The sequence below is a fragment of the Bacillus zhangzhouensis genome, assembly GCF_000715205.1.
Taxonomy (GTDB): Bacteria; Bacillota; Bacilli; order Bacillales; family Bacillaceae; genus Bacillus; species Bacillus zhangzhouensis.
On the sequence record NZ_JOTP01000005.1, the window covers coordinates 1 to 14695 of the forward strand.

The following is a 14695-nucleotide window of genomic DNA, read 5'->3' on the forward strand; positions in this document are numbered from 1 at the left end:
GTCGCTGCTTGATGCTCAAAACCAGTGCAGGAAAGCGTCATTGCATTCGGCGACAGTAATACAAGAGGATCAAACTGGGACTTTCGAGATTACCCAACATCTGAAAAATGGGTGAATCTCATGAAAAACGTCGAGCGCGGCCAAATACAAGTGAAGAATGCAGGAATTGGCGGGCAGACGACTGAAGATGCGAAGCTTCGCTTTGAGCAGGATATTTTAAAGCAGAAACCAACGTACGTCCTCATCATGTTCTCCACCATGTTTAGGCCACTGCCTATATCCTCAAATGTATGTATGAAGGTCATAAACTATTTGAGCGTTTTTTAAAAGAAAACAGCATAGTGAAATAAATGGAGAATGTAAACATTACTTAGCTATTTTTCTAGGTGATGTTTTTTATTTAAATTGAAATTTAATTCTTGTTTCTTTTATTAATTGTCTCCTTTCTCTTATCAAATATGAAACAAAGGATAGGGGAAAGATTATAATGACAAAATAAAAACAGACCTAGCTTGGTCTGTTTTAACTAGCTTTTTCAAGCTCCATGTTGAGCTGAATGGTATCAATCACATCTTCACTTTCTGATTTTAAGACATCAATTAATGAAATTTCGTTGCCTTCTTTATCCTGACCGATGGGGTCATGAAGGGAGACATCCTTTTTTGTTTTTTGAGCGCGCGTAAATGCATAAGGATTTCATTATTAATGTCAAGAGGGGGGTGCTTTTATATATGAAGTTTTATTGGAAAACATACGTTCTGTTTTATTTAGAAAAAGAAAAGCCCGAAAAGGGCCTTCAACTATTTTGTTTTAGTTCTCAATACACCGCGCAGCATACGTTGCCAGCTTTGTTCCTTTCCCAGAGGAATAGCTTTCGATGGCTTTAATGAGTCCGATCGTCCCGATAGAGATGAGGTCTTCTGCGTCTTCTCCGGTATTTTCAAATTTTTTTACAATATGGGCGACGAGCCGAAGGTTATGTTCAATCAGCATGTTTCTCGCGTGTTCATCGCCCTGTGCCATGAGGGCTAAGTATTTTTTTTCATCATCTCCTGAAAGGGGCTGTGGAAAGGCATTGTTTTTGACATAGGACACTAAAAACACCAATTCTTTGACCATCAATCCCATCGCTGTAAATACTCCTGCCACGATTTTCACCTCCACCATGTTTAGGCCACTGCCTATATCCTCAAATGTATGTGAAGGAGGGATTGTCTGTGTCTGTACGATGAAAAAATCATCTTTTTCAAAAAAAACGTGCTTCTGTTCGTCTGTTTTTGCTGTCCTTCTCATATGTTTGCGGTTTCTTTGCGGTGCTTGGCGGATAAGAAGCGTGCTAAAATATGTAATATTAGACTGAAAAGGAAGGGGTTTTTTCGGAACATGGGGAAGGTTCTTTCTTCACATGTAGGTATGAAGATTAATGAATGGTATCGAATGATACGGCAGTTCAGTGTGCCAGATGCTGAAATCCTGAAAGCAGAAGTAGAAGCAGAAATTGAACGTATGGAAGAGGACCAGCATTTACTGATTTATTATCAGCTCATGTGTTTTCGGCACCAAATCATGCTTGACTATATACACCCTTCAAAATATCAACCTTTCTCAGTATCTAATCTTGTCGATAAAATCGAAAATTCCAATCATGAGTTATCTGATATGCTGCATTATTACCATGCATTTTTTCGTGGCATGCATGAGTTTAGTCAAAAAGAATATTTAGAAGCCGTCAAATATTATCGAGTGGCAGAAAAGCAGCTGTCCATGGTATTTGATGATATTGAGCAAGCTGAGTTTCATTTTAAAGTTGCAGAAGCCTACTATATTATGAAACAAACGCATGTATCCATGCACCATATTTTAAAGGCGCTGGAAATATACGATCAGCATGATGCCTATGCCATTCGCATTATTCAGTGCCTTTTTGTCATCTCAGGCAACTATCAAGATTTAAAACGAAAAGATCGAGCGCTGCCTCATTTGAAAAAAGCAAAACAGCTCGCATCCCAAATTGATCACCCGCGCATATACAGTTCAGCTCTTTACAATTTAGGTAAATGTTACGGAGAGCTTGGCTATTTAAAGGAAGCGGAACGATATTTAACTGAATCGGCTGATCTTGCCCGCAAAGAGGTGCTTCCCACGCTTCCGCATACACTCTATACGCTGGCGAAGCTACTTTTTAGACAAAACGAACAGGCGCATGCACTGCGTATTTTAGAAGATGGGAAATTAGCCGCTAAGAAGCATGAAGACCAGCTGTTCTGTCATATGTTTGAGTATTTGGATGCTTTATATGTTCAGGGAATCAATGAAGAACAACTGCAAAAAACCATTGATTATTTGGAAAAACTTAGCCTATACTCTTATATAGAGGATATCTCACTAGAAATTGCGACAGCCTTAGAAGCCTCTCAACAATACCAGAAGTCCAACCAGTATTATCAGAAATTATTATGGGCTCAAAATCAAATCCAAGAAGGAGAGTGTCTGTATGAATTCTAAGCAACGTTCGACAGTTGAAGAGAGAAACCAAACGTGAAACAAAAAGCGGGCCTATATGGCCGGCTTTTTTTATGTAAAAAATGAAGTCAGGGAGGAGCAGGTATGATCATGAACCTTGAATGAATTCATTAGAAAGCGGGCAATTTAACCTGTAATGATGTTCTGTGGAGGCGGTCTGATGAAAGGGTTGCATATCTTTATGTGTGTATTGGTATTATGCGTTTTTGTTCCTAATGAAATAGAGGCACGAACATTAAAAAGAATCGATCTAGAAAAAACGGGACGAGCGTTTTGGGACATGAGAGAGGAACGGAAGAAGATTGCGTTAACCTTTGATGATGGGCCTCATCCGGTGTACACGAATCAAATTTTGGACGTGCTGAGGGAGCATGAAGTGAATGCCAGCTTTTTTGTCGTAGGGAGCCGAATTCATTCGTATCCAGAGATTGCGAAGCGGATTGTGGGCGAGGGGAATGAGCTTGGCAATCATACGATGAACCATACGTATTTTGACCTTTTGTCATCAAAGGAAATTAAGCAGGAGCTAAAAGAATCAGCGGCTCATATCGCCTCCCTTCAGCCAGGCGGGCCTTTATTATTTCGTCCTCCTGGTGGCAGGCTGACGATGAAGTCATTCCGCATTCTTTCAAAGCAAGGATACGATGTGGTCATGTGGTCCTTCACGCAAGATCCAAAAGACTGGTCAAGGCCGGGCTCACACAAAATTGCAAGCCGAATTATAGATCATATTCAGGGCGGCGATATCATCCTTTTACATGATGGCGGTGGAAATCGGAAGCAAACGGTAGAAGCGCTTAAACAGGTGATTCCTGAATTAAAGGATAGAGGCTATGAATTTGTGAAAGTAAGCGAACTGCTGCATCATGACAGAGTATATCAACCTGTTCAGTTGCAGTAAGAAGCATTCATCAAAAACAGTCATTTATTGAAACCAAAAGTCAGGTCGTTTACTATATGAAGAGGGCTTTTGGAGGTGAATGTTGTGAAGAAATATGTTTTCCTTTTCATCTTGTTGTGTGTCGCTGCTGGATGCTCAAAACCAGTACAGGAAAGCGTCATTGCATTCGGCGACAGTAATACAAGAGGATCAAACTGGGACTTTCGAGATTACCCAACATCTGAAAAATGGGTGAATCTCATGAAAAACGTCGAGCGCGGCCAAATACAAGTGAAGAATGCAGGAATTGGCGGGCAGACGACTGAAGATGCGAAGCTTCGCTTTGAGCAGGATATTTTAAAGCAGAAACCAACTTACGTCCTCATCATGTTCGGTACGAATGATGCGGCGATTTTAGACGGGAAACATCCCCGAGTGACAAAAAAACGATTTAAAGAAAATTTATCCTACTTCATTTCTGAAAGTAGAAAAGAGGGGATTATCCCGATTCTCATGACCTGTGTACCTGTCGTAGAAGGAGGGAAAAAGGGCTTATATTATTACTCCCGGTATCAGTCATCTTATTTTGCTGAGAGAGGCGGGGCAAGAGCTTGGCAAAACTCATATAATGACATCACAAGAGAAGTAGCCAAGGATCAGCAAGTTCCACTTGTCGACAATTGGGAAGCTTTCATCCGAGAAGCTGGTGAAGATAGTGACAATGCTCTGATTCAGTCAGGTTTAATCGACCCTTCTGGCAATCATATGACACCAAAAGGGGCGAGAATCATTTATGACGAAATCAAAGAGCGTGATGTCATCAAACATTTTTAAATGGTGGCCATCTGCCTAAACAAGATCATTCATCCAGCATAATCTAACAGTATCTCTTCCTAGAAGGAGGTAACTGATATGTGGGGATGCCCTTATCCTTACCCTGCGTGTTCGCCTTATCCAGCTCAAGGAGCAGGAATCGGTTACGCTTTTCTTGTTGTGTTCCTTGTTGTCATTTTGGTCGTAGGCGGAGGGTTATGGTTTTGGAATGAACAGCCTTGTAAATAAGACACCTCTTCTTATATAAGAAGAGGTGTTTTTTACGGAAAATAGTAGTAAGCCTATAGCGCAAGTGATATAATATCAGTCACCTGAGTTTAAAAAAGAAGAGTGCTCGGGAGGCATGGTTCCTGTGATATGGAATTAAGAGGAAACGGAGAGCATATGCCCGAGCGAACGTCTTTTCATTTCTGTCTCAATTAATTCGATGAAGTCGCGATTTAAGTTCATTTCATTTGCTTTATAATACGATTCTATAAGTAAATCATCTGACAGCTTTTTCATACTAGAAACCCATATGATGGGAAAAACACCTCCCCTGAAAAAGTTGGCATAAAACTTGAGGAAAAGACATATCATCATAGGTTGATCGAATGTCTTTGAAGTACCTTTAATCTACCATGAATGGGAAACAAGAACAATCGTTCTGTTATCCACATGGTTAAGTGGATAACTTGTGGGTAGAGTGTTTATAATTGAATGAAAGCGTGATGGAATATAGGTGGATAATGTGTGTAAAATTATCCACACCTGTTGAAGGTCCTCATCATATGTCGAAAACTTTTTCAATGTATTCGATAGACAGACAAATTATGATTTGATTCGACACAATCGCTGAAAAACCAATGGAAGAAAGGGTGCAAGTTGTGCTAAAGAAGTATTTCTTGCCGGATGAATTTGTGAAAAGTATTTTTCATATTTCGCCGCAAAAACTAAAAGAACGAAATGTAAAAGGGATCATTACCGATTTAGATAACACACTAGTAGAATGGGACCGCCCAAGTGCGACACCCCGCTTAATTGAATGGTTTCAAGAGATGAAAGATCACGGGATACAAGTGACGATTGTATCGAACAATAATGAACAAAGGGTCAAGCTTTTTTCTGAGCCGGTTCACATCCCGTTTATTTATAAAGCGAGAAAGCCTATGGGAAGAGCCTTTAATAAGGCAGTCGCTGATATGCAATTGAAAAAGGAAGATGTGGTCGTCATTGGGGATCAGCTCATGACAGATGTTTTGGGCGGGAATCGTCATGGCTTTCATACGATTTTGGTCGTTCCTGTTGCTGCCTCGGACGGATTTTTCACAAAGTTTAACAGGCAGATTGAACGCAGAATTTTAGGAGCCTTAAAGCGTAAGGGCCACATTCAGTGGGAGGAAGAGTAATAATGGAAAAGGTTGTTTGTATTGGCTGCGGTGTAGCCATTCAGACGGAAGATAAAGATCAATTAGGATATGCGCCGGCAGCATCTCTATTGAAAGAAGATGTGATCTGTCAGCGCTGTTTTAGGTTAAAGAACTACAATGAAATTCAAGATGTTTCTTTAACAGAAGACGACTTTTTAAATATTTTACACAGCATTGGTGAGACAGACTCTCTCATTGTAAAGGTCGTTGATATTTTTGACTTTAACGGAAGCTGGATTAACGGGCTGAGCCGTATTGTCGGTGGTAATCCGATTTTACTTGTCGGCAACAAAGTGGATATTTTACCGAAATCCGTGAAAAAAGATCGCCTTGTTCATTGGATGAAACGGGAAGCAAAAGAAAACGGACTAAACCCAATCGATGTTTTCTTAATCAGTGCAAGCAGAGGTCAAGGCGTGCCAGAGGTGATGGAAGCGATCGACCATTATCGTGAGGGAAGAAATGTCTATGTCGTCGGCTGTACGAACGTTGGAAAGTCAACATTTATCAATCGAATCATCAAAGAAGTGTCTGGAGAAGAGAACGTCATCACTACATCCCAATATCCAGGAACAACTCTTGATGCAATTGAAATTCCGCTTGATGACGGGTCTGCTTTATTCGATACGCCGGGCATCATCAATCGCCATCAAATGGCGCACTATGTTAGCAAAAATGACTTGAAAATCTTAACGCCGAAAAAAGAATTGAAACCGAGAACGTTCCAGTTAAATGAAGCCCAAACGCTTTATTTCGGCGGGCTTGCTCGATTTGACTATGTAAAAGGCGGCAGAACGTCATTTGTCTGCTATATGCCAAATGAGCTCAACATTCATCGGACAAAGTTAGAGAATGCAGATGACTTATATGAAAAACATGCAGGAGAACTGCTATCACCACCATCAAAAGAGGGAATGGAAGATTTTCCTCCGCTCGTTCCGCACACCTTTACCATTGATCAGCCGAAAATGGACATCGTGTTTTCAGGATTAGGCTGGGTGACAGCAAATGAAGCGGATAAACAAATAAAAGTATATGCGCCAAAAGGTGTGCATGTCTTTGTTAGACGTTCGTTAATTTAAAAGTTCAAAGGGGGGAGAGACCTTGAAAGCTTTATACGGATTAATCGCAAACCCTGTTGGTCATTCAATGTCTCCAGATATTCATAACGCAGCATTAAAGGATGCTGGGATTGATGGGCATTATCATGGCTTTCAAGTAGAAGAAAACGACCTTGCAGATGCCATCAGTGGTATGAAAGCCTTGGGAATCAGCGGTTTTAACGTCACTGTTCCACACAAGGTAGAGATCATGCAATACCTTGATAAAATTGATGTGACAGCTGAACGCCTGCGAGCAGTCAATACTGTGCGGCTTGAAAAGGGTCAGCTCGTTGGGTACAACACAGATGGAGAGGGCTTCCTTCATTCATTGCTTGAAGCCTTGGATCAGCCGTTATCAGAGCTGTCATTTCTCATGATCGGTGCTGGCGGAGCGGCAAGAGCAATTTATACGACAATTGCTGATTATGCGCCGAAAAGATTTGATATCTCCAATCGCACCATTGAAAAAGCAGAGGCTTTAATTCAAAGTGCGGATGGAAAAGTGACATCAAGTGCAATCGCATTAAATACAGCAGAAGACCGGCTTGGAGATTATGATGTCATCATCCATACAACCTCGATCGGCATGTATCCGAATGTAGAAGAAACCCCGATTTCTTTAACAAACGCAAAAAAAACAGCGGTCGTTTGTGATATTGTGTATAATCCAATTGAAACAAAACTGCTTAGTGAAGCAGCCGGGTTAGGCTTGAAAACAGTAGATGGCGTCGGCATGTTTGTTGGTCAAGCGGCAAGAGCATTTGAACTGTGGACAGGCATCACGCCTGATATCGAAAAAATGAAGTCAATTGTCATAGAGAAATTAGGAGGAACACCATGTTAAAAGGTAAGCAAAAACGTTTTTTACGTGCGCAAGCACACCATTTATCACCTATTTTTCAAGTTGGAAAAGGCGGGGTAAATAACAATATGGTCAAGCAAATTTCCGAGGCGCTTGAAGCAAGAGAACTTTTAAAAGTCAGCATCTTGCAAAACTGCGACGAAGACAAAACTGAGGTCGCTAAAGCACTTGTAAAGGGTGCAAAAGCTGAGCTCGTTCAAACGATCGGAAATGTGATTGTCCTTTATAAAGAATCTAAGGAAAATAAACAAATTAAGCTGCCGTAAAGGTGGATGTGATATGAAAAAAATAGGGTTGTTCGGCGGTACGTTTGATCCCCCGCATAATGGGCATTTGCTGATGGCGAATGAGGTGCGTTTTCAGGTGGGGCTTGATGAAATTTGGTTTATCCCAAATCACAAGCCTCCTCATAAAACAGGCCGAAAACGAGCAGATAGTCATCACCGCGTGAAAATGGTGGAAGCAGCGATTCAGTCTAATCCGCATTTTCAGCTGGAACTCATTGAAATGGAGCGAGAGGGACCATCTTATACAGTAGATACGGTGGAGCTGTTAAAGAAGCGTCATCCTGAAGCTGAGTTCTTTTTTATGATTGGAGCGGACATGGTAGATTATTTGCCAAAATGGCATCGGATTGATGATTTGCTTCAGATGATCACCTTTATCGGGATGAAAAGACGAGGTTATGAAGGAAGTACGACATATCCTCTTTTATTTGCAGATGTTCCAGCTTTTGATGTATCATCGACATTGATTAGGCAGCGAATAAAGCAGGGAGAACCTGTAGATTATTTGATTCCGAAAGCTGTTGAGCGTTATATAAAGGAGCATCATTTATATGAATCGTGAAGAAGCATTGAACTGTGTCAAAGAGCAGTTAACAGAGCATAGATATACACATACACTTGGGGTTATGGATACAGCCATTTCATTAGCGGAACGGTTTGGTGCAGATGTAAAAAAAGCGGAGATCGCCGCTATTTTTCATGATTATGCCAAATTTAGACCAAAGGAAGAAATGAAGGGCATCATTCAAAAAGAACAGATGAACCCCCTATTGCTTGATTATTCACCCGAGCTTTGGCATGCCCCAGTCGGTGCATATTTGGTCAAAAAGGAAGCCGGAATTGACGACCAAGACATTTTAACAGCAATCGAATTCCATACATCCGGCAGACCGGATATGACGTTACTTGAAAAAGTCATCTATGTCGCTGACTATATAGAACCAGGACGCCATTTTCCTGGCGTAGAAGAAGTAAGAGAGTTAGCGGAGCATGATTTGGATGGTGCATTGATTCAATCGTTAAAAAACACAATCAGCTTTTTAATGAAAAAGAGTCGGCCAGTCTTTCCAGATACACTTGCTACTTACAACTCGCTTGTGCATAAGAACAACTAAGGAGGAATTTTGGATGGATGCATCATCAATTTTAAACATCGCAGCAGGAGCATGCGATGATAAGCGGGCTGAAGATATTATTGCCCTTAATATGCAAGGAGTCTCACTTGTTGCAGATTATTTTCTCATTTGTCATGGGAATTCTGATAAACAAGTGCAGGCCATTGCAAGAGAAGTAAAACATCTTGCAGAGGAAAGCGGAATCGAAGTGAAAAAGATGGAAGGCTTTGATGAAGCAAGATGGGTATTGATTGATCTAGGAGATGTCATTGCTCATGTGTTCCATAAAGAAGAAAGAGGATACTATAACCTAGAGAAGTTATGGGGAGATGCGCCGAGAGAAACGCTTTCACTTGGCATTAACTCATGATTTATCAAGGGTTTGCAGGTGTGTATGATGAGCTCATGGCACATGCACCTTATGATGAATGGGTTCAGTGGATACAGCAGTATATCAAGCCAAATGCTGCAATCATCGATGTAGGCTGTGGAACTGGGGAGATTTCTCTTCGATTAGCTGAAAAAGGTCACAACGTCACAGGAATTGACCTAAGTGAAGAGATGCTGGCTTTCGCGCAGCAAAAAGCGCAATCTCACAAGCAGTCCGTTCAATTTTTACATCAGGATATGAGAGAGCTTACGGGCTTTCAACAAGCCTTTCAAGCAGCCGTTATCTGCTGTGATTCCCTGAACTACTTAAAAAACGAAAATGACGTCAAAAAAACCTTTAAAAACATGTTTCAGCTTTTAGAGGCAGATGGGGTTTTACTCTTTGATGTTCATACGCCTTATAAAATGGAAGAGGTATTCCCTGGCTCTACTTATGCAGATCAAGATGAAGAGATCAGCTATATTTGGCAGAGCGATAAAGGGGATGATATGTATTCGGTCATTCATGATTTAAGCTTTTTTGTAAAGGACGGAGACGTGTATCAGCGTTATGATGAGACACATGAACAGCGTACATTTCCATTTGAGACATATGCAGCGTTCCTTGAGTCCGCTGGCTTCGAAAATATTGAAGTGACCGCTGATTTTACAAATCAAGCACCTCAGGAATTCGCCGAAAGATATTTTATCTCAGCCAAGAAATCAAAAACCATCGTTTAATGGAACGATGGTTTTTTAAAACCCTTTTTTCGCTTATTGCAAAGATCGTTAATTTCTGCGATCATCAGTAAACACGCTTGGCGGATATTGATGTGCAACCGCTTCAAGATCTTCATCGAACTTTTCATGGGTGTTCTGAAAAAGACGGTGAAACATATCTTGAACACCTGCTTCAAGAGCTTTAATACCCTCACCAGTGACGCCGCCTTTCACACACACTTTATCTTGCAGTGTCGGAAGGGTATAGACTCTTTTTTCAATTAAACGACCAAGTCCTACAAGCATATCTTCTGATAAGGTGGTGGCTTCTTCTTTTGAAATATCGGTTTCTTCGACAGCTGCTTCAATCATTTTCTGAACGAGAAAGCTAATAAAAGCAGGTCCGCAGCTGACAATATCTGAGGCTGCTCTTGTAATCGAATGATGGATCTCAATTGGTGTTGAAATGCGGGAGGATAACTGTCTTAGCGCAGTTTTCGTCGCGACATTGCATGATGAACCAAAAGTTAAAAGTGATGCGCCTGATAAAGCGCGGTTAGTGATGCTTGGGATCAGTCTAGCTGTTTGACAAGGAACGATATCCTGAAGCTGTTCAGGATGAACCGGACTTGTGATGATGACAATCGTTTGCTGCTCTTCTAAAAGAGGGCTCAGCTCTTTTAATAGTGGATAAATATCAAGTGGTTTCACACAAACAAAGATGAAATCTTTATCTGTTACAGCCCCTGACAGCTGTTTTGTTACTTCAAGCTCTGGATGGTTCTTTTTTATATTGAACGCTTTTTCAATGGTCCGGTTGGTGATGGTGATGGATGAGGGATTGACTGCTTTTGATTCAATAAATGCCTCAGTAAGTATGGTACCCATGTTTCCTGTACCGATTATCCCTATATTCAAACGTTCTCCCTCCTTAGACGCATAGGATCTGTTATCTTCTAAACAGTATGTTGAGCAGTGGAAAAATATGATTGAAAGAAGCGTGAGCAAGTGAAGCGACTCATTCCATTGAAAAAATACAGTCTTTATATCATTGCGGGGATCATGATCGTGATCACCATCAGTTTCTTCGCTTTAGCGGGGAAAGGGGAAAAAAGCGCAGAGCCAAGTGTATTAAAGGAAAATAAAGAAAGCCCAGTCACATTGGAGGAGAAACAAGAGAGTGCAGAAAGTGAACCACCACCCATTGTTGTAGAGGTCAAAGGAGCTGTAAGGAAGCCAGGGGTTTATACGTTTCAATCAGAGGACCGGGTTGAGGAAGCGATTAAAAGAGCAGGAGGCTTTACAAGTAAAGCGGATACGTATGAAATCAATCAAGCGGCAAAATTAGAGGATAGTATGATGATTTATGTTCGAAAGCAGGGAGAAGCTGAGAAGCAGACGCAAACATCAGCAACTGACATGTCACCTGGGATTGAAAAGAGTCAAGGTGTCAATGTGAATCAAGCCGATGCAGCGGAATTGCAATCAATTAACGGAATCGGACCAGCCAAAGCGGAAGCCATCATTGCCTATAGAGAGGAACATGGAGAATTTGAACAAATTGAAGATTTGCGGAACATTTCGGGTTTTGGGGAGAAGACAGTCGAACGGCTGAAAAGTCAATTGACCGTTAAGTAGAATTGACGGTATAGAAGAAAGGCATGTACACTTAATACCAACCATCATTCTGGAGGGATCAGCTCGTGGAAAGAATTTCATGGAATCAATATTTTATGGCACAAAGTCATTTGCTTGCTTTACGAAGCACCTGTGAGCGGTTAGCGGTTGGGGCGACCATCGTAAGAGACAAGCGCATCATTGCAGGAGGATACAATGGCTCCATTGCCGGTGATGTCCATTGTGCAGATGTAGGATGCTATGTCATTGATCATCACTGTGTACGCACAATCCATGCGGAAATGAACGCCATTTTACAATGTGCCAAATTTGGCGCACCAACAGCTGATGCTGAAATATATGTCACGCATTTTCCTTGTTTGCAGTGCTGTAAAGCCATTATTCAAGCAGGCATTCGAACAGTGTATTATGCGAAGGATTATAAAAATCATCCATATGCTGTCGATTTATTCGAGCAGGCTGGCGTTCAAACGGAACAGGTAGAACTAGATGAAATGATCATTGACTTAAAAAATCAAGAAAAATTAGCCTTTGTTGCAGATTTAATCGGCAAGCTAAGTGAATCAGGACTTAGTGAAACAGAAGTACGACACATGCATGAAAAGGCGAATCAATTATTTACTTCCTATGTTTAACTATTTGCCGTTCGGGGCGATTTCGGCAGTAGTCGGAATTGCCCTGGCCGCATTTCATCTTCATATGTATTTCCTTCTCTTTCTTCTCATGATATTACTTCTCAGCCTACTGAAAAAAACACCTCAGCTCTTTCTGATGGTTAGCTTGTGCGGAACTATCTATACACTCATTTTTATGGTTCATCAGTCGTTTGAAGCGGATCATGCTGTAAAAGAAACATCTTTTTCTGGTTCAGTGGTGGTTGAAAGTATTCCAAAAATAGATGGCAATCGTTTTTCAGCGACCGTATCAGAAAAGAATGATCGGCTCGCGGCTTTTTACACGATTCAAACTGAGCAAGAAAAAGAATTGCTGAAAGATATAGAGCCAGGGATGAGCTGTCACGTGATAGGTGATATTCGATTACCTAAACACGCAACCATTCCTAACGGGTTTCAATACGATCAATTTCTAAAAACAAAAGGAATTGACGCTATTTTCTTACCGCAGTCTATCAAAAGCTGTTCAAAAAAAGATAGCCCTTCACATTACCTTGCAGCTATGAGACAAAAGGGCTTGAAATTTTTAGAGGATCATGTTCCAAAGAGCTCTGCTGGAATTGTACAGGCACTCATTTTTGGAGATCGTGAATTGATTGATCCTGACACGTTAAGAGATTATCAAATGCTCGGCATTATTCATTTATTAGCGATTTCAGGACTGCATGTGCAAACGCTTCTCGCTTGTTTATTTTGGTGTCTGCTTCGTGCCGGCGTGACAAGAGAGACAGCGCGTATTCTTTTATTATGTCTTCTACCGGTTTATGCTTGTTTGACAGGTGCTGCGCCATCTGTTTTAAGAGCTTGTCTAATGGCAGGATTCTATTTGGTGATCACTAGCCTGCCAAAAGAAATGAAACAGCCTTCTGCGATGGTATTAAGCGCGACGTTTTTGCTCTTATTGGCCATTCATCCCCTTTATTTATTTGATATTGGCTTTCAGCTTTCATTCGTGGTGACGTTTTTTATTTTGTTGTCCACTAGGATCCTATCAAAAGCGAAAAGTGCAGTGATGCAATTATTCCTCATCTCCTTTGTTGCACAGCTTGCTTCACTCCCTGTTCTGTTATATCATTTTCAGCAATTTTCTTTGCTAAGCGTCCCTTTGAATATGATGTTTGTCCCTTTTTATACAATGGTTGTCATGCCTCTGTCCTTACTCTTTTTTCTTTTGTCTATTATTTACCTTCCGCTTGGTCAAACATTGTTTCAACTGCTTGATACAGTGATCCAGCTGAGTCATCAGTTATCAGCTCATATGGCTGTTTATGATGGGTTCAACCTGATTTTTATGAAATCTACTTGGTGGCATGTTCTTCTTGAAGTTAGTTCCATTATTTTTTTGTTATTTGTGCTGGAGTGCAAAACTTCCGTGAAGTCTTATACTGTGCCAATTCTTTTTCTCATTGGTGTGCTGAGCGTACACTATTTTACTCCGAATTTTCTCCAAAAAGGTGAGGTCACAATGCTGGATGTAGGGCAGGGAGATAGTTTGTTTATTCAGCTACCTTATCGAACGGGGCATCTATTAGTAGATACAGGGGGCAGACTTTCTTTTGAAGAAGAACCGTGGAAAAAAAGACGTAAAGTGTCTACGATTGCTGATCAAACGCTCATACCGTTTCTGCATTCTAAAGGCATAGCAAAACTGGATGTCCTCATCCTCACACATGCGGATCAAGACCATATAGGGGAAGCGGTTCGTTTAATCAAGCGAAATAAAGTAAAGCGACTGGCCGTGCCAAAAGGCTTTGCCCGAAGTCCAGAGGATGCACAGCTATTAAAAGAAGCAGCTGATAAAGGGATACCTATTGATGAATTAGAAAGAGGGGATAAGCTTCAGGTTGGAGGGCAAGAATTCGAGGTTCTTCATCCGGTACGAGATCGGGTGACAAGTAAGAATAATGATTCACTTGTGCTTACCTTTACTCTTGGCGGGAAGCGTTTTATATTCACGGGAGATCTTGAACAAGAAGGTGAACGAGACATCATAGAAGTTTATCCTCATCTGCGAGCGGATGTACTGAAGGTTGGACATCACGGGAGTAAAGGATCAACAAGTGAGGAATGGCTTCAGCATCTGAGGCCGTCGTATGCACTGATTTCGGCAGGTGAACGAAATCGTTATCAGCATCCTCATCAAGAAGTCTTGAAAAAATTAAAGGATCAACAAACGACGGTGTACCGTACTGATATCAATGGAAGTGTGACCTATGAATTTCTCGAAGAGGCTGGAACGTTTTACTCGCATCCTCCATATGATATCTTACAAAATCAATAA

17 protein-coding genes and 2 pseudogenes are annotated in these 14695 nt (G+C 41.2%); 16 read left to right on the top strand and 3 right to left on the bottom strand.

The genetic code is table 11. The features are described from left to right. Positions 1-24 precede the first annotated feature (24 nt). Positions 25-258 (top strand): annotated as a pseudogene (locus BA70_RS05755) (SGNH/GDSL hydrolase family protein); the annotation flags it as partial. A gap of 558 nt (positions 259-816) precedes the next feature. Here BA70_RS05755 and BA70_RS19385 read toward each other — a convergent pair. Further along, positions 817-1149, bottom strand: a pseudogene (locus BA70_RS19385) (sigma-70 family RNA polymerase sigma factor); the annotation flags it as partial. Positions 1150-1383: 234 nt separating this feature from the next. Here BA70_RS19385 and BA70_RS05765 point away from each other — a divergent pair. The 4 genes from BA70_RS05765 (at position 1384) to BA70_RS20270 (ending at position 4465) form a co-directional block, all read left to right on the top strand. After that, entirely contained in the window at positions 1384-2505 is a 1122-nt protein-coding gene (locus tag BA70_RS05765) for a response regulator aspartate phosphatase (RefSeq protein WP_034319412.1), read from the top strand. 178 nt (positions 2506-2683) lie between these two features. After that, a complete protein-coding gene (locus tag BA70_RS05770) occupies positions 2684-3424 on the top strand; it encodes a polysaccharide deacetylase family protein (protein ID WP_034319414.1) in 741 nt (246 codons plus the stop codon). Between the two features lie 84 nt (positions 3425-3508). Next, a complete protein-coding gene (locus BA70_RS05775) occupies positions 3509-4237 on the top strand; it encodes an SGNH/GDSL hydrolase family protein (protein WP_034319416.1) in 729 nt (242 codons plus the stop codon). 78 nt (positions 4238-4315) lie between these two features. Beyond that, positions 4316-4465 (top strand): hypothetical protein, encoded by a 150-nt coding sequence (locus BA70_RS20270; RefSeq protein ID WP_003217499.1) that lies wholly within the window; start codon positions 4316-4318, stop codon positions 4463-4465. A 135-nt stretch (positions 4466-4600) separates the two neighbouring features. On the opposite strand, the gene BA70_RS05780 is transcribed toward BA70_RS20270, so the two are convergent. Beyond that, positions 4601-4741: a sporulation histidine kinase inhibitor Sda gene (locus BA70_RS05780; RefSeq protein WP_003217327.1), complete on the bottom strand. Its 141-nt coding sequence runs from the start codon at positions 4739-4741 to the stop codon at positions 4601-4603. Between the two features lie 362 nt (positions 4742-5103). Here BA70_RS05780 and BA70_RS05785 point away from each other — a divergent pair, with 362 nt between their 5' ends. The 8 genes from BA70_RS05785 to BA70_RS05820 are packed head-to-tail and all read left to right on the top strand — an operon-like array spanning position 5104 to position 10123. Next, positions 5104-5625, top strand: coding sequence for a YqeG family HAD IIIA-type phosphatase (locus BA70_RS05785; RefSeq protein ID WP_034319970.1), 522 nt, complete (start codon positions 5104-5106; stop codon positions 5623-5625). Between the two features lie 2 nt (positions 5626-5627). Next, positions 5628-6728, top strand: coding sequence for a ribosome biogenesis GTPase YqeH (gene yqeH, locus BA70_RS05790; RefSeq protein WP_034319417.1), 1101 nt, complete (start codon positions 5628-5630; stop codon positions 6726-6728). Between the two features lie 22 nt (positions 6729-6750). After that, positions 6751-7593, top strand: a complete 843-nt coding sequence (gene aroE / locus BA70_RS05795; RefSeq protein ID WP_034319420.1) for a shikimate dehydrogenase — start codon at positions 6751-6753, stop codon at positions 7591-7593. Then, complete coding sequence (gene yhbY / locus BA70_RS05800; protein ID WP_034319423.1) at positions 7587-7877, top strand: ribosome assembly RNA-binding protein YhbY; 291 nt, start codon at positions 7587-7589, stop codon at positions 7875-7877. Before aroE ends, yhbY begins: the two co-directional genes overlap by 7 nt. A 13-nt stretch (positions 7878-7890) precedes the next feature. After that, complete coding sequence (locus BA70_RS05805) at positions 7891-8460, top strand: nicotinate-nucleotide adenylyltransferase (protein ID WP_034319425.1); 570 nt, start codon at positions 7891-7893, stop codon at positions 8458-8460. Continuing rightward, on the top strand, positions 8450-9013 hold the full coding sequence (yqeK, locus tag BA70_RS05810; RefSeq protein WP_034319426.1) for a bis(5'-nucleosyl)-tetraphosphatase (symmetrical) YqeK: 564 nt from the start codon (positions 8450-8452) through the stop codon (positions 9011-9013). Before BA70_RS05805 ends, yqeK begins: the two co-directional genes overlap by 11 nt. 13 nt (positions 9014-9026) lie before the next feature. After that, the gene (rsfS, locus tag BA70_RS05815) at positions 9027-9383 is read left to right on the top strand and encodes a ribosome silencing factor (RefSeq protein WP_034319428.1); all 357 of its coding nucleotides are present in this window, start codon (positions 9027-9029) and stop codon (positions 9381-9383) included. Then, positions 9380-10123 (top strand): class I SAM-dependent DNA methyltransferase, encoded by a 744-nt coding sequence (locus tag BA70_RS05820; RefSeq protein ID WP_034319431.1) that lies wholly within the window; start codon positions 9380-9382, stop codon positions 10121-10123. Before rsfS ends, BA70_RS05820 begins: the two co-directional genes overlap by 4 nt. Positions 10124-10171: 48 nt before the next feature. On the opposite strand, the gene comER is transcribed toward BA70_RS05820, so the two are convergent. Continuing rightward, entirely contained in the window at positions 10172-11020 is an 849-nt protein-coding gene (gene comER / locus BA70_RS05825; protein WP_034319434.1) for a late competence protein ComER, read from the bottom strand. 90 nt (positions 11021-11110) lie between these two features. Here comER and BA70_RS05830 point away from each other — a divergent pair, with 90 nt between their 5' ends. The 3 genes from BA70_RS05830 to BA70_RS05840 all read left to right on the top strand — a co-directional run bounded on the left by BA70_RS05830 (position 11111) and on the right by BA70_RS05840 (position 14695). Further along, entirely contained in the window at positions 11111-11740 is a 630-nt protein-coding gene (locus BA70_RS05830; protein ID WP_034319438.1) for a helix-hairpin-helix domain-containing protein, read from the top strand. Between the two features lie 65 nt (positions 11741-11805). Beyond that, the gene (locus tag BA70_RS05835) at positions 11806-12375 is read left to right on the top strand and encodes a ComE operon protein 2 (protein ID WP_034319441.1); all 570 of its coding nucleotides are present in this window, start codon (positions 11806-11808) and stop codon (positions 12373-12375) included. Then, positions 12368-14695, top strand: coding sequence for a DNA internalization-related competence protein ComEC/Rec2 (locus BA70_RS05840; RefSeq protein ID WP_034319443.1), 2328 nt, complete (start codon positions 12368-12370; stop codon positions 14693-14695). The genes BA70_RS05835 and BA70_RS05840 overlap by 8 nt, the downstream gene beginning before the upstream one ends.